Below are 21,097 nucleotides of genomic sequence, written 5' to 3' on the forward strand. Positions count from 1 at the left end.
TCGTCCGATCACAGGAGGAGGAACGATGCGCGTGCTGCTCACCGGGGCCACGGGGTACGTCGGCTCGGCGGTGCTCGAAGCCCTCGTGGCCGGTGGACACGAAGTCCTGGGTCTGGTCCGCGACCCGGATCGCGCGGGCGCGGTGCGGGAACGCGGCGCGTCGCCCGTCATCGGTGACATCACCGACGCCGCACGGGTCCGCGAACTGGCAGCGGGTGCCGACGGAGTCGTCCACCTCGCCTCGCCGGGCGACGCGACCAGCGCGGAGGCCGAGGACACCTTCGTCACCGCGGTGCTGGCGGGGCTCGGGGGAACGGGGAAGCCGTTGGTCTCCACGGCGGGCATCTGGGACCACGGCAGCGGTGGTGAGCTGACCGAGGTCAGCCCGTTCCGCGCGCCGCGGATCACGGCGTGGCGCCCCGAGGTGACCCGGCGGGTCCTCGCCGCGACGGGGGTCCGCACGGCGGTCATCTCGCCCGCCCTCGTCTACGGCCGCGGTGGGGGTCTGCTGCGGGTGATCACCGGGGGACCGCGGCGAGGCGTGGGCAGCCAGGCGTTGACGGTGCTCGGCAGCGGCGAGCAGCACTGGGCCACGGTGCACGTGGACGACCTGGCCGCGCTCTACGTCCTGGCGCTGGAAAAGGCACGGGCGGGCACCTACCTCATCGGCGCGAGCGGGGTGAACCCGACGGTCCGGGAGATCACCGTCGCGGCGAGCCGCGCCGCGGGCTTGGACGGGCGCGTCGAGCCCGAAGGTCTCGCGGGCACCGTCGAGCGCCTGGGCCTGCTCGGCGAGGCGCTGCTGCTGGACCAGCGGGCGTCGGGCACGGCCGCCAGGCAGCTCGGTTGGCAACCGACCCGTCCCACGCTGCTGGAACACCTCACGGGTCGGTGAGCAGCGGATCAGCACTGTCGAAGAAAGGTCGCACCACGTGGACAGCTCGAACCAGGAGCGGATTCTGATCAAGGGGGCGCACGTCCTGACCCAGGACGACCGGCTCGGCGACTTCGTCGGCGACGTCCTCGTCGCGGACGGGCGGATCGCGGCCGTCGGCGAGTCCGTCGACGGCGACGGCGCCCAGGTGGTCGACGGGACCGGCCACGCCGTCCTGCCCGGCTTCATCGACACCCACCGGCACGCCTGGCAGGGGGCGTTGCGCGGCCTGGGGCCCGCGTGGACCTACCCGGAGTACCGCGAGCACGTCCAGATCCGGCTGGGACCGCACCTCGAACCCGAGGACGTCCGGATCGGCAACACGGCCGCCGATCTCATGGCCCTCGACGCCGGGATCACCACGATCCGCGACGAGTCCCACATCATGAACAGCCCGGACCACGCGGACGCCGCCGTCCAGGCGCACTGGGACTCGGGCATCCGCTGCGTGTTCGACCACGGCTGGCCCTCCACCGAGGCCGAGTCCTGGCAGTTCGGCAGCGGCAGGCTCCACCCGCCGGACATCCGGCGGGTCCGGGAGTCCCTGCTGCCGGACGACTCGGCGCGGGTCACCCTGAACGCGATGCTGCGCGGGCCCGAGCTGGCCACCATGGACGTCGCCCGCCAGGACATCGCGCTGGCCCGCGAACTGGGCCTGCGGATCAGCATGCACGTCGGGCTGGGGGAGTGGGGCGCCCGGCAGCAGGCGATCCGGCAGCTCGACGAGGCGGGCCTGCTCGGACCGGACATGACCTTCATCCACTGCTGCACCTCCACCGACGACGAGCTGCGCCGCATCGCCGAGCACGGCGCGAGCGCATCGGTCGCGGCCGCGCTGGAGGTCTTCATGCCCGGTCTCGGCCAACCCGCGACCAACCGGTTGCTGGCGGCGGGCGTGCGGCCGAGCCTGAGCGTGGACGTGGAGTCCGCCGTCGCCGGGGACATGTTCGGCGTGATGCGCGCGGCACTGGCCTACCAGCAGCTGGTGCGCGCCGGAGCAGGAGGTCCGCTGGACCGGGCGGACGCCGCGATCACCACGTTCGACGCGCGGGACCTGCTCGCCTTCGCCACCATCGAGGGCGCCCGCGCCTGCGGGATCGACGACCGGACCGGCAGCCTCACCCCCGGCAAGGAAGCCGACCTGATCATGATCCGGCTCACCGACCCCAACCTGCTGCCCGCGACCGACATCCCGGCGGCGATCGTCACGTCCGGGCACGCGGGCAACGTCTCCCTGGTGCTCGTCGCCGGGCGCACCGTCAAGGCCGACGGCGTGCTCCGCGGTGCGGACACCATCGCGGAACAGGCCGCCCGATCGCGCGACCGCGTCCACCGCGCCGCGATGCGCTCCGCGGTGAGGCCCTCCGTGGGCAGGGCCGGTGCCGGGGTCGGGGCGTCGTCGTGATGGGAGCCGAGGCGCCCACGGCCCGTCCCGCTCCGGCCGCGCGCGGGCTGCGCGGCACCAGGGCCGCCGTCGCCGTCTCCGCCGCGTTCGGCGTGACCATGATCGGCGTCAGCCTGCCCACCCCGCTCTACGCGCTCTACAGCCGGGAACTCGGGTTCGACGGCGTGGTGGTCACCCTCGTCTTCAGCACGTACGCGGTCGGCGTCGCCGCGGCGCTGGTGCTGTTCGGGCCGTTGTCCGACCAGTTGGGCAGGCGCGCGATCCTGCTGCCCGGTCTCGCGCTGGCGGCGGCCAGCAGCGCCGTGTTCCTGATCCCGCACAGCCTGCCCGCGCTCTTCGCGGGCCGCTTGCTCTCCGGCCTGTCCGCGGGCGTGTTCACCGGCACGGCCACGGCGATGCTGGTCGACCTGGCCCCACCGGGACGGAAGCGGCACTACAGCCTGGCCGCGGCGTCGGTGAACATGCTCGGCGTCGGCCTCGGCCCGGTCGTCGCCGGTGTCCTCGCCGAGTTCGCCCCCGCACCGCTGGTCGTCCCCTACCTGGTCCACCTCCTGCTCGTGCTCTGCGCGGCGGTGGCGCTGCGGGCTGTCGCCGAGCCGCGACCACGGGCGGCGGGACCCGTGCGCTGGCGTCCGCAGCGGATGGGCGTGCCTCCCGCCGCGCGTCCGGCCTTCGTCCGCGCGGCCACCGGCGGCGTGGCGGGCTTCGCGGTGCTGGGCCTGTTCACCTCGGTCTCCCCGGCTTTCCTGAGCCAGGTCCTGGGGATCACCGACCACGTCTCCGGCGGGCTCGTCGTGCTCGCGCTGCTGGGCACCTCGGCGGCCGGGCAGGTGGCGTCGGCACGGCTGGCCGAGCGCTCGGCAGCCCTGGTCGGGACGAGTGCGCTGCTCGTCGGCGTCGTCCTCATCGGGCTGAGCATCGCGGCGGTGTCGCTGTTCCTGCTGCTGGCGGGCGCGGTGGTGGCGGGAGTCGGCCAGGGCATGAGCTTCCGCGCCGGTCTGGACGCGGTGAGCACCGCCGCGCCGGAGGAACGGCGCGGTGAGGTCACTTCGAGCTTCTTCCTGGTGCTCTACGGCGCGATCTCGCTCCCCGTCATCGGCGTGGGCGTGGCGGCGCAAGCACGGGGCCTGGTGTGGGCGGGCGTGCTGTTCACGGGTGCGGTCGCCTTGGTCGCCGCGGTCGCACTGGTCATGCTGCTGCGGCGCGGTGACGAGACAGCGTCCTAAGAGGACGGAAGTGGTGTGGCCGTGCGGGGCGGGGTGGTGCTGGCGCGCGAGGTGAGCCGGGGCGGGAGCAGGCGCACGCGGGCGGGAGGGGCGGCGCTCATGGCCAGCTCCACGGCCAAACCGCCCAGCTCGGCCGACGGGATGTCGACCGAGCTGAGCGGCACCGCCTGGAACTCGGCCATGTCCGCCGGGCAGACCGCCAGCACCGAGATGTCCTCGGGCACCCGCAGACCCCGTCGCGCCAGTTCGGGCAGCAGCGGCCCCAGCACGGCCTCGTTGTGCACCACCAGCGCCGTGACGCCCTGCCCCAGCACGTCGTCCAGGCACGCCCGCAACCCGTCGTAGGAGGGCGGGCAGGGCCGCTCGGCCGCCCGCACCGCGCGCTGCGCCACCGCCGCCCGGAACCCGCGCAGGAACCGCCCCGCGTAGCTGGTCCCCCGCGCGTAGACCGCAGGGGAAGGCCCCACCAGCGCGATGGCGCGGTGCCCCAGTTCGGCCAGGTGCCCGACGCAGGCCGCGCCCGCCGCGGTGAAGTCCAGGTCCACGCAGGCCAGCCCGTGCGGCTCGTCGGGCACCCCGATCAGCACGGCGGGCAGCGGCAGCGACCGCAGCACCGGCAACCGCGGCTCGGCGGCCTCGACGTCCATCACGATGACCGCGTCGGCCAGCGCCGACCCGGCCACCCGGCGCAGCCCGTCGGGCCCTTCGTCCTCGGTCAGCAGCAGCACGTCGTGGTCGTGCGCCCTGGCCCTGGTCACCACACCGCCGACGAACTGCATCACCACGGGCACGTTGACGTCCGCCCGCAGCGGCGCCACCAGGGCGAGCACGTTGGTCCGGCTGCTGGCCAGCGCCCGAGCGCCCGCGTTGGGGTGGTAGCCCAGCTCGCGGATGCTGCGCTCCACCCGCCGCCGCGTCCCCTCGGAGATCGAGCGCTTGCCCGACAGCACGTAGGAAACGGTGCTCGGCGAGACTCCCGCCGCGCGGGCGACGTCGGCGATGGTGACCACCACGCGATCATAGGTCCACCGGCCGGACCTGCGCCGTCCACAGTGGATCGCGCGGTCCTGCGTCGTCCGCCGAGGACGAATCCGGCTCACCTGCTGCCGGGAGGACGTGGGAGCGCCGCGGTGATGCGGCCCGTTTGCCGTCGCCGATCGCCGGGCACCCGAGGGCGTCCAGTCCGCGATCGAGAGGTGCGACCGTGTCCCCGTCCGTCTCCGCGACCGACAGCCTGGTGGCTGCTCGCTACCGGCTGGTCGACGTCCTGGCCAGGGGCGGCGCGGCCGACGTGCACCGCGCCTGGGACACGCTGCTGCGCAGGCACGTGGCCGTGAAGGTGTTCCGGCGCGGTGCCGACCCCACCGCGAGCCTGCGGTTCGACAACGAGGTGCGCACCCTCGCCGGGCTGTGCCACCACGGTCTGGTGTCCGTCTACGACGCGGGCACCAGCGACCGGACGCCGTTCGTGGTGCTCCAGCTGGTCGAGGGGCGCACGCTGCGGGAGCGGATCGCCGAGGGGCCGATGGCGCTGGAGGAGGTGCGCAGGCTCGGTGCCCAGGTGGCCGACGCGCTGGCCCACGTGCACGCCAACGACGTGGTGCACCGCGACGTCAAGCCGTCCAACGTCCTGCTCGACGAGGAGGGCCGGGCCTACCTGGCCGATTTCGGCTCGGCCCGCGCGGCGGGCGCGGGCGGACCGACCGGCCTCGACCGCGTGGTGGGCACTCCGTCCTACCTGGCGCCCGAGCAGGTGCGCGGCGAGGAGGCGGGGCCGCCCGCCGACGTCTACGCCTTCGGCCTGGTGCTGCTGGAGTGCCTGACCGGGCGGCGGGAGTACGACGGCGACGAGGTGGAGGCCGCGGTGGCCCGCCTGCGCCGCCCGCCCGCCATCCCCGACGACCTGCCCGAGGACTTGGCGCGCCTGCTGGCGTCGATGACCTCGCTCTCGGCGAGGCGCCGGCCGGGCGCGGCGGAGTGCGCACGGGTGCTGCGCACCGGCGGCAGCTGCTTGGACCAGGTGTTCCCCGTCCTGCTGCGGGACGAGGAGGACGCGGAGGTGCCGCAGCCCCGGCTGTCGAAGCGGGCGCTGCTGGCGTCGGCGACCGCGCTGCTGGGCGCGATCGGCGCGTCCTGGGTGGTGGCCCCCTCCGAACCCGCCGCGCCGCCGCCCGACTCCGGGATCACGGCACCTGGGGCACCTCAGCAGCAGGCGGCCGACACGGCCGTGGACGCGGACCAGCCCGTGCGATTGCGCCAGCAGGGCACCAACGGCCGCTGATCCCCTCCCACATCCCGAACCGAGCGTCCACGCACCCCGAACCGAGCGTTGGGACACCACGAATCGAGCGTTCGTGACGCCGGGTAGTAGTCACCTGCCGTTGTGAACGGGTCGGGTAGTACTTGCCGGTGCGGTTCGGGGTTAGTGTCGGTGGATGGGCGACGGGGCGGTCCGCGCGAATTCCTCCTGGCTGGTGGCGGTATTGCTGGCGGGGATCGCTGCGGTCGGCGTGCTGGCCGTGCTGGCGTTCCGCCCACCCGCCCCGGTGGGCGCGGACGCGCCCGCCGAACGGTTCTCCGCCGGGCGCGCGGAGGCCCACCTGCGCGAGATCGCGGTCCGGCCGCACCCGATCGGGACGGCGGACAACGAGCGGGTGCGGCGGTTCGTCGCCGACACCGCCCGCGACCACGGCGCGGAGGTGACAGTCGAGACCGGTGAGGTGGTCTCGCGGTGGCGGCACGTGTTCCGGGTCGCCACCACCCACAACGTGGTGGCGCGCGTGCGCGGCGACGACCCGGCGGTCAGCGGCGGGAAGGCGCTGCTGCTGGTGTCGCACTACGACTCGGTGGCCACCGGGCCGGGCGCGGCCGACGACGGCGCGGCGGTCGCGGCGATGCTGGAGACCATCCGGGTGCTCACCTCCTCCGGGGGCGTGCGCAACGACGTGGTCTTCCTGTTCACCGACGGCGAGGAGATGGGGCTGCTCGGCGCGCGGGAGTTCGTCGCGCGGCACGGAGTCGACGACTACGGCGCGGTGCTCAACTGGGAGGCGCGCGGCAGCGGCGGCCCGGTGTGGATGTTCCAGACCGGCGCGGACAACGGGCCGCTGGTCTCGGCGTTCGGCGAGGCGAGCGCACGGCCGGCGGGCAACTCGCTGGCCCACGAGATCTACCGGGTGATGCCCAACAACACCGACTTCACCGTGTTCCGCGACGCGGGCGCGCGCGGCCTCAACAGCGCCTTCCTGGAGCACGTGCACGACTACCACTCCGAGCACGACGACCTGGAGCGGCTGGACCGCGGCAGCCTCCAGCACCACGGCGACACGATGGTGGGACTCGTGCGCGTCCTCGGCGACCGCGACCTGCGGGAGGCGGGTGGCGCCGACGCGGTCTACTTCGACCTGTTCGCCCGCGTGCTGGTGCACTACCCGGTGTGGTCGGCGGTGGTGCTGGCCGCGCTGACGGCGGTGGGCCTGGTGGCGCTGCTGGCGCACGCCGCGCGACGCGGGCAGGTGCGGGTCGGCGCGGTCCTGCTGGTCTTCGGCGTCGCGCTGGGCACACCGGTCGTGGCGGCGCTGCTGTCGTGGGGCGCGTGGTGGGTGATCACCCTGCTGAGGCCGGGGCTGGCGTTCCTGGCGCTGTCCGAACCACACGACCGGGGCTGGTACGTCGCCGGGTTCTCGCTGCTGGCGCTGGCCGTGCTGGTCGCGGCGGTCCGGCTGCTGCGGCGGTGCTCCCGCGCCGAGCTGCTCGGCGGGGTGCTGCTGTTCACCTGCGCGCTGCTGGTGGTCGCCGCGGTCCTCGCGCCCGGTGCCGGTTTCCTGTTCCAGTGGACGTTGTTGGCGGGCCTGCCCGCGCTGTGGTGGGCGATCCGCGAGCGGCCGGACCGGGGACTGTCCGCCGCGCCGCCGCTGGTGGCCGCCGTGCTGTTCCCGCCGCTGGTGGGCACCCTGCTGATCGCGCTGGGGATGCCCCTGGTGGCCGCCGGGGTGGCGGTCGCGCTGCTGGGCGGGGTGCTGCTGGTGCCGCTGCTGGGCGCGTTGCCGCGGACCGGGCCGCTCGCGGCGGCCTGTGCGGTGCTGGCCGTCGCCCTGCTCGGTGTCGGCGTGCGGACCGCCGAGTTCGGGCCCGACGAGCAGCGGCCGGACTCGTTGGTCTACCTCCACGACACCGCGACGGGGCAGGCGAACTGGCTGTCCAGCGACCCGGAGGTGGACGCCTGGACCGCCCGCGTGCTGGGGGAGCGGCCGGAGCGGGTGGACCTGTCGGACCGCTACGCGCTGCTGGCCGACCCGGTGCTGCGGGCTCCCGCGCCGGTGCTGCCGCTGCCGCCGCCGTCGGTGGAGGTGCTGGCCGACGGCACCGCGGGTGATGTGCGCTCGGTCCGGTTCCGGGTCGTCCCGCACGCGCAGGCGTGGCGCACGCAGGTGGCGCTGCCGCGGGAAGGGCTGGGCGCCTGCCTGGTAGCGGGCAAGCGGCTGGAGCCGACCGGGGGCGCCCTGGTGCTGGAGCTCTACGGCGCGGGCGGTGGCGCGGAGCTGACCTGCGAAGCCGAGGCGGACGCGGTGCTGGAGGTCGAGGTGGTCGACCACTGGGCGGGGCTGCCCGCCGAAGCCGCCGCGATCGTCGGCCCGCGCCCGTCCGACGCGATGCCGGTGCAGTCCGGCTCCCGCGCCTTCGACGGGGCGCTGGTGCGCCGGGTGATCGAGATCTAACCCAAATGTCCTATCGTTGGATGATGGGTTGACGCATTAGAGTCCTCGTTCGTCACTGAAGGTGAACGGTGTTCGGGGGCTGTGTGATCGAGGACGTCGTCGAAGAGGTCCGCGAGTTCGACCACTTCGACCCGGCGGTGGCCGGGCGGATCCACCAGTTGACCGCCGCGCTGCGCGAGCAGCGCCCGGTGGCGCGCAGCGAGCGGCACGGCGGTTTCCACGTGCTCACCGGCTGGGCCGAGATCGACGAGGTGGCCAAGGACGACGACCGGTTCAGCTCGGCCGTCGAGGGGCTCGGGGCCACCATGGTGCTGCCCGGCGTCGAACGGGTGAACGCGCCGCTGTTCGAGACCGACCGGCCGCAGCACACGGTGTGGCGGCGGGCGATGCAGCCGTTCTTCACCCCGCAGGCCGCCGCCGCTCACGAGCCCTACATCCGCGAGGTGACCCGCGGCGTGCTGGCGCCGTTGCGCCCGCGCGGCTCCGCCGACCTGGTGGCGGAGTTCGCCAACCGGGTGCCGCTGCTGGTCACCGCCGCGTTGCTGGGCGTCGAGCGGGACCGCCGCGAGGAGTTCGGCGACCTGGCGCGGGCGACCTTCGGCGCGACCTCAGCAGAACAGGCGCGGCGGGCGGGGGAGCGGTTCGCCGCCTTCCTGGCCGAGCAGATCGCCGCGCGGCGCGGCGCACCCGCGCGGGACGTGCTGACCGCCGTGGTCAACACCGAGGTCGACGGCCGCCGCGCCAGCGACGCGGAACTGCTCAAGCACGCGTTCCTGATGGTCGCCGCGGGCCACCTGACCACCACCGACACCATCGCCAACACCGCGCTGACCCTGGCCACCGACGCGCGGCTGCGGCAGCGGGTGACCGCCGACCGGTCGCTGATCCCCGCGCTGGTGGAGGAGAGCGTGCGGCACGAGTCCGCCGTCGCCGCCACCGGCCGGACCACGCGGGAGGACACCGAGGTCGGCGGTGTCCGGCTCACCGCGGGCGAGCGGCTGCTGCTGCTGTGGGGCAGCGCCAACCGCGACACCACCCGCTTCCCCGACGGCGACCGGTTCCGCCTGGACCGGGGGCGTGTGCCGCACCTGGGCTGGGGTGCCGGGGCGCACCGCTGCCTGGGGATGCACCTGGCCAGGACGCAGCTGCGGGTGGTCTTCGACGAGCTGCTGGACGCGATCCCCGGTTTCACCGTGCCGCCGGGGTTCACCCCGACCAGGACCTTCGGCGTGATCCGCGGGGTGGTGTCGCTGCCGGTGCGCTGGCCGGTCGAGGGCTGAGCGCACCACCACCGCACCACCACCGCGCCGACGGGCCCGGTGTGGGTCGAACCCCGCCGACCGCGCGAGGTTCGACCCGTGACCGGTCAGTTCCAGGGGGTGGCCGGTTGGTCGTCGATGGCTACCCAGAACCGGCCGACGTCCCCCGCCGCCCACCAGCCCCAGCCGCCGTTGCCGTCGTGGTGCTCGCCCATCCGGTAGCCCGCGCCGATAAGCGTCCGTGGAGACGTCCGCGCCGACCAGCACCGGATCGCCGCCCCAGTGGTTGTCCCTGACCGTCCACGTCATGCCCGTGCACTCGTCGTCGGCGTTCGCGGCACCGACCGCCTGGGTGGCGCCGGTGATGACCAAAGCCGGCGCGCCCGCCACGATCGCCCGCCATCTTCGCCGCATGGGACGCGCTCCTCGCCGCGGGTTCGGGCTTCCGAAACGTAGGGAGGAAGCGCAGGCCGCACAACGCGGGTCAGTTGGGTCCAGGCTCCGGTTGGCACAACCACTCCACGCGACCGCCGGGACCGACGGAACGCAACCGGGCCGCCGCCGCGACGGGTCGACGCGGTACGGGGTTCCGCGGGCCGCGCCCGGAAGCGGTCACGGCACCGGCGCGGCGGCGTCGAGCAGTCCGGCGTCGCGCAGGTCGGCCCACAGCGCGGCGGGCAGGTGCGCGGCGAGGGCCGCCGCGTTCTGCGCCACTTCCTCCGCGGACCGGGCGCCCACGACGACGCCGACCACGGCGGGATGCCCGAGCGGGAACCGGATGGCGGCCTGCGGCAGCGTCGCCCCGTGCCGACGGCACACCTCGGCGATGGCGCGGGCGCGGGCGAGCACGTCGGGCGGCGCGTCCGCGTAGTGGTACTTCGCGTCGTCGGGCACCACCTGCCGCGCCAGCACGCCGGAGTTGAACACCCCGGCCGCGACCACGGCCACCCCGCGCTCGGCGCACGCGGGCAGGAACGACGCCAGCGCGCCCTGCTCCAGCAGCGTGTAGCGCCCGGCGAGCATCACCACGTCGGGATCGGCCTCCCGGACGAACCGCTCGGCCACCCGCCAGTCGTTCACGCCCACCCCGACCGCCCGCACCACGCCCCGCGCCCGCAGCTCCACCAGCGCGGGCCACCCCTCGGCGAAGGCCCGCTCCCGTTCCACGGGGTCCTCGACCAAGTCCACGTCGTGCAGGTACAGCACGTCGACCCGGTCCACGCCCAACCGCTCCAGCGACGACTCCAGCGAGCGGCGCACGCCGTCGGCGCTGAAGTCCCACACCCGGCGGTGGGTCGACGGCACGGCGAACCCGGTGTCCACCCCGGTGCCGGACGCGGGTTCCAGCACCCGCCCGACCTTGGTCGACAGCACGAACTCCGACCTCGGACGCCCGGTCAGCGCCGCGCCGAGCCTGCGCTCGGACAGGCCGAGGCCGTAGTGCGGCGAGGTGTCGAAGTAGCGCACGCCCGCCGCCCACGCCGCCTCGACCGCGCCGAGCGCGTCCTCCTCGGAGACCTCCGCGTACAGGTTGCCCAGCGGCCCGCCGCCCAGCCCCAACCGCGACAGTGGGATCACGCCTGCCCCCAGGTGTCTCGATCACGATCCGTCGCCACCACGGTGACCCGGGACGATCTTCGGCGCAACGCGGGAGTGCTTCACGCGGGAGCCGCGCGCCGTGGCCCGGAGGATGGCCGTCGCACCGACCGGGTGAACCGGCGGGGCCGTTAACAAGCAGTTAAGCCCCATCGGCCGGACGCTCCTAGCGTCGCCCGACATGGTCGTCATCCTCGCGTTCCTGGGTGCCGTGGCTCTGTTCGCCGTCATGTGGTGCGCCCACCACGCCTATCGCGAGGTGCTGCGCCGCCGCCGAGCGGCCCCGGTGCGCTGCGGCCCGGACCCGCTGCCACGCCACCCGGCCCGGTGAGCGGCCCGGTCTTGCCCGGTCGGGCGGGTGGCGCGGCGCGATCCGGGGCGAACGTGCGACGCCAGGTGACCAGGTCGTCCCACGAGCGGGCCAGCCCTCCCGCGGCGCGCTGGGCACCCTGTCACCCGGACGATGCGCCCGATCCGACCTGGCTACTCTCGCAAGCGGCACTGGGAGGTGGGTGCGCATGACCGACGACAGCCACATCGGCCGCCGGCTCCGCGAAGTGCGTTCCTGGCGGCGGCTCTCCCTGACCGCCGCCGCCGAGCTGGCCGGGATCACCCCGGCTTACCTGTCCATGATCGAGCGCGGTCTGCGCCCGGTGACCAAGCGGTCGACGCTGGAGGCGCTGGCCGACGCACTCCAAGTCGCACCCACCGAGCTGAGCGGCTCCCCGTTCGCACCGACCGACGCCGCCGATGCCGAGGCCCACGCCGCGATCCGCGAGGTCGAAACCGTCCTGTCGACGGTCGACCTGGGCGTGGACCCCGGTGGGGAACCCGCACCGTGGCCGCAGCTGCGCGACCGGGTGATCCACCTCAACGCGGTGCTGCGCCCGGAAGCCGACTACGCGGCGCAGGGGCGTGTGGTACCGGGTCTGCTGCTCGACCTCCACACCGCCTACGTCCACCACCCCGCCCACCGCCGCGCGGTGCTGGTGGGCCTGCTGCACGCCTACCACGCCGCGGCCGTGCTGACGAAGAACCTGGGGGTGCGCGGCCTGCCCCTGGTCGCCGCGCGCTTGGCGCAGCAGTGCGCGGAGGAGCTGGATTCCCCGGAGTGGCTGGCGTTCGCGGTGTGGTTGCGCGGCAACGTCGCCGGGGCGCAGAGCCGTGCCCACCAGCTCGCCGCCTCCGTGCGCGGTGCGGACCGGCTGATCGGCTCCGACGGGGCCAACGCGCTCCAGGCGCGCGGAATGCTGCACTTGAACGCGGCCTTGGCCGCCGCCTCGATGCGCGACGCCGATACCGTCCGCACGCATCTGGACGAGGCCGCCGCCCTGGTGGAGCGCCTGCCGGAGCAGCGCGAGAACTTCGCGTTCCTCCACTTCGGCCGCCCCAACCTGGGTGTGTGGCGGGTGTCGTTGGCGACCGAGCTGGGACAAGGCGCGAAGGTCGCCGAGCTGGCCCGCCTGGTCGACCCCGATGAACTGCCCGCCAAGGCCCGGCGCGCGGTCTACTGGACCGACCTGGGGCGGGCGCTGCTCACCGAGCGCGCCACCGTGGACCAGGGCATCCGAGCGCTGGTGACCGCCGAGTCCATCGCCCCGCAACGCGTTCGCAACGACGTGTTCGTGCGCGAGGCTGTCGCCGACCTGCTGCGGCGTGCCCGGCGTGACGCGGCTGGGCGGGAGCTGCGCGGCCTGGCCTGGAGGATGGGCGTCGCACCGACCGGGTGATCTCCGGCATCGCGACCGAGCGCGCCCGCCGGACCGGCGCGACCGCGCGGCACCGGTCAGGCGGCACCGGTCAGGCGGAGGTGGTCAGGCGGAGGTGGGCTGGCCGGTGGCGGGCTGGTCTGAGGTGGGCTGGTCGGCCGCGGCGAAGTGGCGCCACGCGGTGGCCGTCAGCACGACCATCACCGTGAAGGCGACCCAGGTGGGCGCGGTGATGCCGAACCACGCCGCCAGCGCCCCGCCGAGCAGCGCCCCGATCGCCGAACCACCGATGACCAGCAGGAAGTAGGCGCTGCCCACGCGTCCGCGCAGCTCGTCGGGGACCTCGCGCTGCCGCACCGAGTGGGTGACCACGTTCCACACCACCGCGTGCACGCCGAACAGGCCCATGGTCGCGCCCGCGACCCACGGTGAGCGCGCCAGTGCCAGCGACAGGTGGGTGCTGGTCTCCACCACCAGACCCGCCCGCAGCACCACCGAGGGGCCGAAGCGGGCGATGACCCTGGCCGCGATGAGCGTGCCCACCACGCCACCCACCGCGGAAGCGCTGAGCAGCAGCCCGTACCCGGCCTCACCGAGCCCCAGCCGCTCCCGCGCGTACAGCACCAGGACGGCCAGCACGCCGGTCAGTGCCACGTTCATCAGGCACAGGCACAGCGCGATCACCCGCAGCACCCGGTGCCGCCACAGCCAGCGCAGGGCGTCACCGATCTCGGACCGCACCGACCGGCGCGGGGCGGGCGCGCGGGCGGGCACGCCCCGCACCGCGGCGACCAGCAGCGCGGACAGCGCGAAGCTCGCCGCGTCGAGGCCGAACGGCAGCGCGGCGGCGAGCACGAACAGCGCACCGCCCAGCGGGGGACCGGACAGCTGGTTGCCCAGCAGGTTCACCGCCATCAGGCGGGCGTTGGCGCGCGGCAGCTCCGCCGGGCCGACCAGCGAGGGCAGCATCGCGCCGGAAGCGTTGTCCGCCAACGTCTCCCCGGTGCCCAGCAGGAACAGGCAGGCGTAGACCACGGCCACCGAGGCGTGACCGGTGGCCACGGCCAGCGCGAGCGCGGCGACCACCGCGGCGCGGGCGAGGTCGACCACCACGACCAGCTTGCGCCGGTCCAGCCGGTCCACGAACACACCGCTGACCAACGAGAACAGCAACCACGGCAGCTGCTGGACGAACACCGCGCCACCGACCAGCAGCGGGTCGTCGGTCAGCGAGGCCAGCAGCAGCGGCCCGGCGGCCAACGCCATCCCGTCGCCCACGTTGGACACCGCCTTGGCCAACCACAGGCGGGTGAAATCCGGACCTAATCGAGTGGAACGCACGACAGACGACCCTAACGACGATCACCCGGTGGGACAGGGGTTTTCCGGACCCCTGTCTTGGCCGCCTGGCCTGAACCCGCGTCACGAGCGGCTCGTACCCCTCCGCATGACACGTGCGCATGAGATGCCCCGACGCGGCAACCGCTTGCTGGTGGTCGGCCTGGTCGGCGCCGCGGCGCTGACCTCGGCGATGGCGGTGGCGGCGCTGGCCACCGGCGCCGAGCCGGTGGCGGCAGGCGTGGTGTGCCCGAACCCGGTCGACGAGCTGCCCGCCATCCCGGCGGGCGCGCGCATCCAGGTCGAGCGCGAGCTGTCCGCATTGGACCAGCAGGTCGCGGAGGCCAACGAGCGCCTGGTCTCCACGGCGGGCCAGGGCGGCCCGAACTTCGCGCAGAACGCGATCCTCGGGCCGCTGCGCGACAAGCGCGCCGCGACGCTGGAGCGCATCGCCATCGCGATCGGCAGGGAAGCGGACAGACCCGAAGGGCTGGAGCAGTTCGCGACCTGCGCCCTGCTGGGCGAGGGGGAGCAGCCCGCGCCGACCACGACCACCACCGCCAGGGAGACGACCAGCACGACCGCCGCGCCCGAGCAGGAGCAGGACGACGTGGCCGCCCGGATCGCGTGCCCGGACCCGACGGGCGCGCTCCCGGCGGTGCCGCAGGCCGCGCGCGCCGAGGTCGAGCGCGAGCTGGCCAACCTGGACCGGCAGGTGGAGGAGGCCAACGAGCGGCTGGTCAGCACGCGCGGCCAGGGCGGGCCGAACTTCGTCGACAACGCCATCCTCGGGCCGCTGGAGAGCAAGCGGGCCGCCGCGCTGGACCGCATCGAGATCGCCATCGGCCGGGTCTCCGACCAGCGACCCGGCGAGCTGGAGAGCTTCGCGGAGTGCTCCCTGGGCTGACCGGGGGAGGTGGGTCCCGCCGACAGGTGGCGGGTTCAACACCGGCCGATCGGGCTACTCCGAGGGCATGGACCACAACCGGGCACCTGTTCTGGAAGCGTTGCAGTCCTTCCGCGAGCACGGCTACGTGCCGTTCAACCCGCCGGGGCACCGGCAGGGCCGGGGAGTGGACCCGCGGGTGCTGGAGGTCGTGGGCGAGGCGGTGTTCGCCTCGGACGTCATCTCCCTCAACGGCCTGGACGACCGCCTGATGAGGGGCGGCGTCATCGAGCAGGCGCAGGAGCTGATGGCCGACGCGGTCAACGCCGAGCACGCGTTCTTCTCCACCTGCGGCAGCTCCCTGTCGGTCAAGAGCGCCATGCTCTCGGTCGCCGGGCCGCACGAGAAGCTGCTGGTCGTGCGGCACGCGCACAAATCGGTCATCTCCGGGTTGATCCTCAGCGGCGTCTCGCCGGTCTGGGTGTCACCGCACTGGGACGAGCAGCGGCACCTGACCCACCCGCCGGACGCGGACGAGGTGCGCCGGGCCTTCGAGGCCGAGCCCGACGCCAAGGGGATGCTGCTGGTCACCCCCACCGACTACGGCACGTGCGGTGACATCCAGGCCGTGGCCGACGTGTGCCACGAGTTCGGCAAGCCGCTGATCGTGGACGAGGCGTGGGGCGCGCACCTGCCCTTCCACCCCGGCCTGCCGCCGTGGGCCATGAACACCGGCGCCGACCTGTGCGTGACCAGCGTGCACAAGTCCGGCGCGGCGGTGGAGCAGAGCTCGGTGTTCCACCTGCAGGGCGATCGCATCGACCCGAACGTGCTCAAGGCCCGCGAGGACCTGCTCGGCACCACCAGCGCGACCTCCCTGGTCTACGCCACCCTGGACGGCTGGCGCAGGCAGATGGTCCAGCACGGCGAGCGGCTGCTCGGCGCGGCGCTGGCACTGGCGGAGTCCACCCGCGCGGCGGTGCACGCCCTGCCGGGGCTGGAGGTCATGGGCGAGCGCGAGTTCGTCGGCCCGGACCTGGCCGCGTCCATGGACCCGCTCAAGATCGTGGTCGACGTGTCCGGACTGGGCATCAGCGGCTACCAGGCGGCGGACTGGCTGCGCGAGCACCAGCGCGTCACCCTGGGCCTGTCCGACCACCGGCGCGTCGTCGCGCACTTCACCCACGCCGACGACGAGCGCACCGCGACGGTCTTGGTCGACTCGCTGCGGGCGCTGACGCGGGCCGCCGAGACGATGCCCACCCCCAAGCCGGTGGACCTGCCCTCACCTCGGGAGCTGCAGCTGGAGACCGCCATGCTGCCCAGGGACGCCTTCTTCGCCGAGGTCGAGCAGGTCGACGCGGACCGGGCGGTCGGCCGGATCTCCGCCGAGATGATCACCCCCTACCCGCCCGGCGCGCCCGCCGTGCTGCCCGGCGAGGTGATCACCCGCGAGGTGCTGGAGTACGTGCGCAGCGGCCTGGCGGCGGGCATGGAGATCCCCGACCCGGCCGACTCCGGGCTGAACAGCGTGCGGGTGGTGGCGAAGGGGTGACCAACTCGCTGCTGTTCGTCGGCAACGCCACCACGGTGTTGCGGCTGGGACCGTTCACCCTGCTCACCGACCCCAACTTCATCCGCCGCGGCCAGTGGAGCTACTTCGGCCAGGGCCTGGTCTCGCGCAGGCTGCGCGACCCGGCCATCGGCGTGGACGAACTGCCCCCGCTGGACGCCGTGGTGCTCTCCCACCTGCACGGCGACCACTTCGACCGGGTCGCCAGCCGGGAGCTGGACCGCCACCTGCCCATCGCCACCACCGGGCACGCCGCCCGGCGGCTGGGCAGGCGCGGCTTCCGGGAGCCGGTGGGGCTGGCGACGTGGGAGCGGTTCACCCTCACCAAGGGCGCGGCCACGCTGACGGTGACCGCGCTGCCCGGCAGGCACGCGCGGCACCCGCTGCTGCTCAAGGTGCTGCCGCCGGTCATGGGCTCGCTGCTGGAGTACCGGGCCTCGCCCGAGGCCACGCCGCTGCGGATCTACCAGAGCGGCGACACGCTGGTGCACGAGGACCTGCGCCAGATCCGCGAGCGCTACCCGACCATCGACGTCGCCCTGGTGCACCTGGGCGGCACCAAGGTGCTGGGCGTCCTGCTGACCATGGACGGCAAGCAGGGCGTGGAGCTGGTGGAGCTGGTGCGCCCGCGGCACGTCGTGCCGATCCACTACGACGACTACGGCCTGATGAAGTCCCCGCTGTCGGACTTCACCGCCGAGGTCGAACGCCGCAGGCCCGCCGCGGCCGTCCAGTACGTCGGCCGAGGCCAGACCTACACCCTGCCCGAGCCCGCCTGACCCGCGGGCGTTTGGGGCACGACGAAGGGGTAACTCCTCGCCCATGTCGCTCGTCAGCAGTTTCTACCGAGTTCGCGCCGCTTATTCCGGGGAGGACGACCGCCCACTGGCGGGCTACCTCGCCTCCATGGGGACCTACGCCGGGTTGGTCGGGCTGGCCGCGGCGGTGGGCAGGCGCCGCGGCGCCCGGCTGCCCGAGCGCTTCTCGCTGGCGGACACCGCCCTGCTGGCGGTGGCCACCCACAAGGCCAGCAGGTTGCTGACCAAGAGCTCGATCGCCAGCGCGCTGCGCGCCCCGTTCACCCGCTACGAGGAGCCCGCGGGCGAGGCGGAGCTCAACGAGTCGGTGCGCGCCGACAACGGCGTCCAGCACGCGGTGGGGGAGCTGGTGACCTGCCCGTTCTGCACCGGCGTCTGGATGGCGGGCGGCCTGACCGCCGGCCTGGTGCTGGCCCCGAGGGCCACCCGCCTGGTGATCACCGCGCTGACCGCCGTGGCGGGCTCGGACTACCTGCACCTGGCCTACGCCGCCGCCAAGAAGCACGTGGCGGAGTAGCGGTGAACCGCGGCGCGCTGGTCCTCGGGCTGGGCATCGGGGGGTTCATCGACGGCATCGTGGCCCACCAGCTGCTGGGCTGGCACCACATGCTGTCCGGCTGGTACCCGCCCGACACCCCGGAGAACCTGCACCTGAACATGCGCGGGGACGGGTGGTTCCACCTGCTGTGCCTGGTCCTGGTGCTCGCCGGGACCGCGCTGCTCAACCGCTCCACGCCGCTGCCCGCCCGAGTCCTGTGGGGTGGGGTGCTGGCGGGCTGGGGCGTGTTCAACCTCGTCGAGGGCGTGGTCGACCACCTCGTCCTCGGCATCCACCACGTTCGCCACGGACCGTCGCAACTGGCCTACGACATCGGGTTCCTGGTGCTGGGCGTGGTCCTGCTGCTCGCGGGCGCCCTGCTCGCCCGTTCCACCACCGGAGGTGTTCGCCGATGACCGACCTGCCCTTCGACCCGCCGACGGGGACCCTGCAGCCCCAGGAGCTGGCTGCCATCGCCAAGGCCGTGGCCGAGCAGCCCTCGTTGTGGGAGGAGTGCCTGGAGTACAGCCGCGAGGAGCGCACCTACACCGACGTGTTCACCAACGAGCACATCGGGGTGTGGGCGATCTCGTGGATGGAGGACGACCACGACACCGGCTACCACGACCACGACCGCTCCTGCGGCGCGGTGCACGTGGCCCGCGGCGCGATCCGGCACGAGCAGTTGCGGCTGGGCGAGAAGCCGACCGGCCAGGCCGTGCCCGAGGGGGAGAGCTTCCAGTTCGACAACACCTACATCCACCGGATGCGCCGCGAGCCCGGCGCCGGGCCGACGGTGACCATCCACGCCTACTCGCCGCCGCTGTCGCACACCGGTCAGTACGGCAGGCAGCACGACGGCCTGCTGCACCGGACCCCCACGCCGTCGGAGGAGCAGTTGATCCCGCACGGGGGACAGGGCACGCCCAGCGACGGCTGACGGACCGCCGCGGCGGGGAGCGCGGACAACTGCTCCCGCACCGCCGCGACCTCCGGGGAACCCAGGAGTCGAAGCATGGTCAGCGCGCTGTGCAGGGTGGCGCGGGCCGCGTCGGTCCGCCCCAGTGCCTGGTGGGCGGCGGCCATGAAGCGGAGCGTGCTGGCCTGGGTGAAGTGGTTGCCCCGCCGCTTGCACAGCGCCAACGCCTGCCGGTAGTGCTCCAGCGCCCGCTCCGGCTCGCCCACCCCCGAGCGGGCGCGGCCCAGGCACTCCAGGACGTGGGCGTGGCCGTCCGGATCGGTGCCCAGTGCCTCGAACAGGCGCAGCGCCGCCAGGCAGTGCGGCAGCGCCTCCCGGTGCTCGTCGAACTCCAGGTGGCACCAGCCGATGTTGTTCAACGACTTGGCCTGCCAGTTGCGGTAGCCGCCCCGCTCCGCCAGCTCCAGCGCCGCGCGGGTGTGGTCGAGCGCCTGCGCGCGGTCGCGGACGAGGACCCCGAGGTAGCCCAGCGCGTAACGGGTGTGGGTGCGTCCGTAGTCGTCGTCGAGCTGCTCGAACAGATCCAGGGCCCGCGCCAGGTGCTCGCCCGCCGGAGCGAACCGCTTCAGCCGGATCGACGCCCGCGCCAGGAGGCGGTGCGCCATCGCGAGGGCGGCGGGATCCCCCCATCGCCGGGCCGCGTCGAGCGCCCGGTGCGCGGTGTCGGCGAAGTCGCGCCAGTGCCCGCGCCGGTCGAGGTAGGTGGCCATGGCGCGGGTCAGGCGGAAGGTGTGCCGGTCGGCGCCCGCGGCGGCGCTCTGCGCGACCACGGCGAGCAGCGCGGCGTGCTCGTCGGCGAACCAGGCCAGCGCCTGCTCCTGGGTGCCGATGTCGTGGACGGTCACACCCGCAGGCGGTGGCGTGATGGCGAGCGGTTCCCACGGCGAACCCATGTGGCTGTCCGCGACCGCGGCGGTGTGCGCGTAGTGGTCGAGCAGCCGGTGGGCGGCGGCCTCGCGGACCGCCGCGGTATCCCCGGCGTCGCACCGCTCGCGGGCGTAGATGCGCAGCAGGTCGTGCACCCGGTACCGGTCGGGCTTGTCCGGTTCCACCAGGTGCGCGCGCGCCAGCTCCCGCACCAGGCCGCGCACGCGGTCGACGCCGGTGCCCGCCAGCGACGCCAGCGCGGCCAGGGGCAGGTCCGGGCCGGGGTGCAGGCTCATCAGGCGGAACAACGACGCGGCGGGCGCGCTGAGCGCGTCGTAGGACCACGAGAACACCGCTTTCACCGCGAACCCCGGCTCGCCGCTGGCCAGGGCGTCGAGGCGGTCGCGCTGGTCGCGCAGCTCCGCGGTGAGCGCGCCCAGCGGCAGGTGCGGTTCGCCGTCCAGGCGGGCGGCCACCAGGGACAGCGCGAGCGGCAGGTGGCCACACTGGCGGACGAGCTCCCGCACCGCCCCCGGTTCCGCGGCGACGCGCTCGCGGCCCAGCGCCACCGCCAGCAGCTCGTGCGACTCCTCCTCGGGGAGCAGGGTCAGCGTCACCGTGCGGACCCCGTACCTGGCGACCAGGTTGTCCAGCCGGTAACGGCTGGTGATCACGACCCGGCACGTCGGGCTGCCCGGCAGCAGGGGTTCCACCTGCTCGCTGTCGCGCGCGTTGTCCAGCACGATCAGCACCCGCCGCCCTGCCATCAGGCTCCGGTACAGGGCCACCTGCCTGTCGAACTCCACGGGCCAGGCGATGCCGGGCATCCCCAGCGCGTCCAGGAACCCCCGGATCGCCTCACCGGGGTGGACCGGGGCGTCCGCCGCGCCGAACCCGCGCAGGTCTGCGTACAGGAGTCCGTCGGGGAAGTGCTCGGCCTTGCCGTGCGCCCAGCGCACCGCCAGCGACGACTTGCCGACCCCGGCCATGCCGTCGATCACCGTGACGCCGACGGCACGGCCATCCGCGACCATGCGGTCCAGCGCGGCCAAGTACGTCGCGCGACCCACGAAGCCGGTTTTCACCAGCGGCAACTGGCGCGGGACCACCACCGGGGGCAGGGCCTGGTGCACCTGCACGCCTCCGGTGATCGAGTGCGCCTGGACCACCGCACCGGAGACCCCGCCGATCACGCCGTTGCCGGGTAAGGCGTCGTCCACGACCAAGGACCCTAACCAGTCGCCCGGCCGG

At 74.1% G+C, this 21,097-nt stretch carries 18 protein-coding genes; 14 read left to right on the forward strand and 4 right to left on the reverse strand.

Features of this window, described 5'->3' with window-relative positions:
• Positions 1-25 precede the first annotated feature (25 nt).
• From JOF41_RS11550 to JOF41_RS11560, 3 genes are read left to right on the forward strand one after another with little or no spacing between them, the layout of a single operon-like run.
• Positions 26-895 carry an NAD-dependent epimerase/dehydratase family protein gene (locus tag JOF41_RS11550; RefSeq protein WP_244989565.1) on the forward strand — a complete coding sequence of 290 codons (870 nt, stop codon included), beginning with the start codon at positions 26-28 and terminating at the stop codon, positions 893-895.
• 37 nt (positions 896-932) lie between these two features.
• A complete protein-coding gene (locus JOF41_RS11555) occupies positions 933-2,339 on the forward strand; it encodes an amidohydrolase family protein (RefSeq protein WP_209618490.1) in 1,407 nt (468 codons plus the stop codon).
• Positions 2,339-3,565 carry an MFS transporter gene (locus tag JOF41_RS11560; RefSeq protein ID WP_209618492.1) on the forward strand — a complete coding sequence of 409 codons (1,227 nt, stop codon included), beginning with the start codon at positions 2,339-2,341 and terminating at the stop codon, positions 3,563-3,565. Before JOF41_RS11555 ends, JOF41_RS11560 begins: the two co-directional genes overlap by 1 nt.
• Here the strand turns inward: JOF41_RS11560 and JOF41_RS11565 are convergent.
• Positions 3,562-4,575 carry a LacI family DNA-binding transcriptional regulator gene (locus JOF41_RS11565; protein WP_209618495.1) on the reverse strand — a complete coding sequence of 338 codons (1,014 nt, stop codon included), beginning with the start codon at positions 4,573-4,575 and terminating at the stop codon, positions 3,562-3,564. The two genes, JOF41_RS11560 and JOF41_RS11565, sit on opposite strands and share 4 nt — an antisense overlap.
• 194 nt (positions 4,576-4,769) lie before the next feature.
• On the opposite strand from JOF41_RS11565, the gene JOF41_RS11570 reads away from it, so the two are divergent.
• The 3 genes from JOF41_RS11570 (at position 4,770) to JOF41_RS11580 (ending at position 9,563) form a co-directional block, all read left to right on the forward strand.
• Positions 4,770-5,846 (forward strand): serine/threonine-protein kinase, encoded by a 1,077-nt coding sequence (locus JOF41_RS11570; protein WP_209618499.1) that lies wholly within the window; start codon positions 4,770-4,772, stop codon positions 5,844-5,846.
• A 154-nt stretch (positions 5,847-6,000) separates the two neighbouring features.
• Positions 6,001-8,283 (forward strand): M20/M25/M40 family metallo-hydrolase, encoded by a 2,283-nt coding sequence (locus JOF41_RS11575; protein WP_209618502.1) that lies wholly within the window; start codon positions 6,001-6,003, stop codon positions 8,281-8,283.
• Positions 8,284-8,351: 68 nt separating this feature from the next.
• Entirely contained in the window at positions 8,352-9,563 is a 1,212-nt protein-coding gene (locus JOF41_RS11580; protein WP_307867379.1) for a cytochrome P450, read from the forward strand.
• Positions 9,564-10,154: 591 nt separating this feature from the next.
• Here JOF41_RS11580 and JOF41_RS11585 read toward each other — a convergent pair.
• Entirely contained in the window at positions 10,155-11,120 is a 966-nt protein-coding gene (locus JOF41_RS11585; protein ID WP_209618505.1) for an aldo/keto reductase, read from the reverse strand.
• A gap of 199 nt (positions 11,121-11,319) precedes the next feature.
• Here JOF41_RS11585 and JOF41_RS11590 point away from each other — a divergent pair, with 199 nt between their 5' ends.
• Together JOF41_RS11590 and JOF41_RS11595 are read left to right on the forward strand one after the other, a co-directional pair.
• Complete coding sequence (locus JOF41_RS11590; RefSeq protein WP_189223761.1) at positions 11,320-11,469, forward strand: hypothetical protein; 150 nt, start codon at positions 11,320-11,322, stop codon at positions 11,467-11,469.
• Between the two features lie 187 nt (positions 11,470-11,656).
• Positions 11,657-12,868 (forward strand): helix-turn-helix domain-containing protein, encoded by a 1,212-nt coding sequence (locus JOF41_RS11595; protein WP_209618508.1) that lies wholly within the window; start codon positions 11,657-11,659, stop codon positions 12,866-12,868.
• An 84-nt stretch (positions 12,869-12,952) separates the two neighbouring features.
• On the opposite strand, the gene JOF41_RS11600 is transcribed toward JOF41_RS11595, so the two are convergent.
• Positions 12,953-14,188: an MFS transporter gene (locus JOF41_RS11600; RefSeq protein WP_209618511.1), complete on the reverse strand. Its 1,236-nt coding sequence runs from the start codon at positions 14,186-14,188 to the stop codon at positions 12,953-12,955.
• A gap of 106 nt (positions 14,189-14,294) precedes the next feature.
• Here JOF41_RS11600 and JOF41_RS11605 point away from each other — a divergent pair, with 106 nt between their 5' ends.
• The 6 genes from JOF41_RS11605 (at position 14,295) to JOF41_RS11630 (ending at position 18,940) form a co-directional block, all read left to right on the forward strand.
• A complete protein-coding gene (locus tag JOF41_RS11605; protein WP_209618514.1) occupies positions 14,295-15,092 on the forward strand; it encodes a hypothetical protein in 798 nt (265 codons plus the stop codon).
• A gap of 67 nt (positions 15,093-15,159) precedes the next feature.
• Positions 15,160-16,626 (forward strand): aminotransferase class I/II-fold pyridoxal phosphate-dependent enzyme, encoded by a 1,467-nt coding sequence (locus JOF41_RS11610; protein WP_189223757.1) that lies wholly within the window; start codon positions 15,160-15,162, stop codon positions 16,624-16,626.
• On the forward strand, positions 16,623-17,423 hold the full coding sequence (locus JOF41_RS11615) for an MBL fold metallo-hydrolase (RefSeq protein ID WP_189223756.1): 801 nt from the start codon (positions 16,623-16,625) through the stop codon (positions 17,421-17,423). The genes JOF41_RS11610 and JOF41_RS11615 overlap by 4 nt, the downstream gene beginning before the upstream one ends.
• 127 nt (positions 17,424-17,550) lie before the next feature.
• A complete protein-coding gene (locus tag JOF41_RS11620; RefSeq protein ID WP_229795653.1) occupies positions 17,551-17,979 on the forward strand; it encodes a DUF1360 domain-containing protein in 429 nt (142 codons plus the stop codon).
• A gap of 2 nt (positions 17,980-17,981) precedes the next feature.
• Positions 17,982-18,416 carry a DUF2243 domain-containing protein gene (locus JOF41_RS11625; protein WP_209618517.1) on the forward strand — a complete coding sequence of 145 codons (435 nt, stop codon included), beginning with the start codon at positions 17,982-17,984 and terminating at the stop codon, positions 18,414-18,416.
• Entirely contained in the window at positions 18,413-18,940 is a 528-nt protein-coding gene (locus JOF41_RS11630) for a cupin domain-containing protein (RefSeq protein ID WP_209618519.1), read from the forward strand. The genes JOF41_RS11625 and JOF41_RS11630 overlap by 4 nt, the downstream gene beginning before the upstream one ends.
• Here JOF41_RS11630 and JOF41_RS11635 read toward each other — a convergent pair.
• Positions 18,838-21,066 carry an ATP-binding protein gene (locus JOF41_RS11635; protein ID WP_209618522.1) on the reverse strand — a complete coding sequence of 743 codons (2,229 nt, stop codon included), beginning with the start codon at positions 21,064-21,066 and terminating at the stop codon, positions 18,838-18,840. The two genes, JOF41_RS11630 and JOF41_RS11635, sit on opposite strands and share 103 nt — an antisense overlap.
• Positions 21,067-21,097 lie beyond the last annotated feature (31 nt).

This window comes from Saccharothrix coeruleofusca, from assembly GCF_017876325.1.
Lineage (GTDB): Bacteria > Actinomycetota > Actinomycetes > Mycobacteriales > Pseudonocardiaceae > Actinosynnema > Actinosynnema coeruleofuscum.

Coding starts and splice junctions, on each gene's coding strand:
- JOF41_RS11575 (WP_209618502.1), top strand. CDS start 6,001: ATGGGCGACGGGGCGGTCCGCGCGAATTCCTCCTGGCTGGTGGCGGTA.
- JOF41_RS11610 (WP_189223757.1), top strand. CDS start 15,160: ATGGACCACAACCGGGCACCTGTTCTGGAAGCGTTGCAGTCCTTCCGC.
- JOF41_RS11620 (WP_229795653.1), top strand. CDS start 17,551: ATGGGGACCTACGCCGGGTTGGTCGGGCTGGCCGCGGCGGTGGGCAGG.
- JOF41_RS11605 (WP_209618514.1), top strand. CDS start 14,295: ATGACACGTGCGCATGAGATGCCCCGACGCGGCAACCGCTTGCTGGTG.
- JOF41_RS11630 (WP_209618519.1), top strand. CDS start 18,413: ATGACCGACCTGCCCTTCGACCCGCCGACGGGGACCCTGCAGCCCCAG.
- JOF41_RS11560 (WP_209618492.1), top strand. CDS start 2,339: ATGGGAGCCGAGGCGCCCACGGCCCGTCCCGCTCCGGCCGCGCGCGGG.
- JOF41_RS11590 (WP_189223761.1), top strand. CDS start 11,320: ATGGTCGTCATCCTCGCGTTCCTGGGTGCCGTGGCTCTGTTCGCCGTC.
- JOF41_RS11595 (WP_209618508.1), top strand. CDS start 11,657: ATGACCGACGACAGCCACATCGGCCGCCGGCTCCGCGAAGTGCGTTCC.
- JOF41_RS11550 (WP_244989565.1), top strand. CDS start 26: ATGCGCGTGCTGCTCACCGGGGCCACGGGGTACGTCGGCTCGGCGGTG.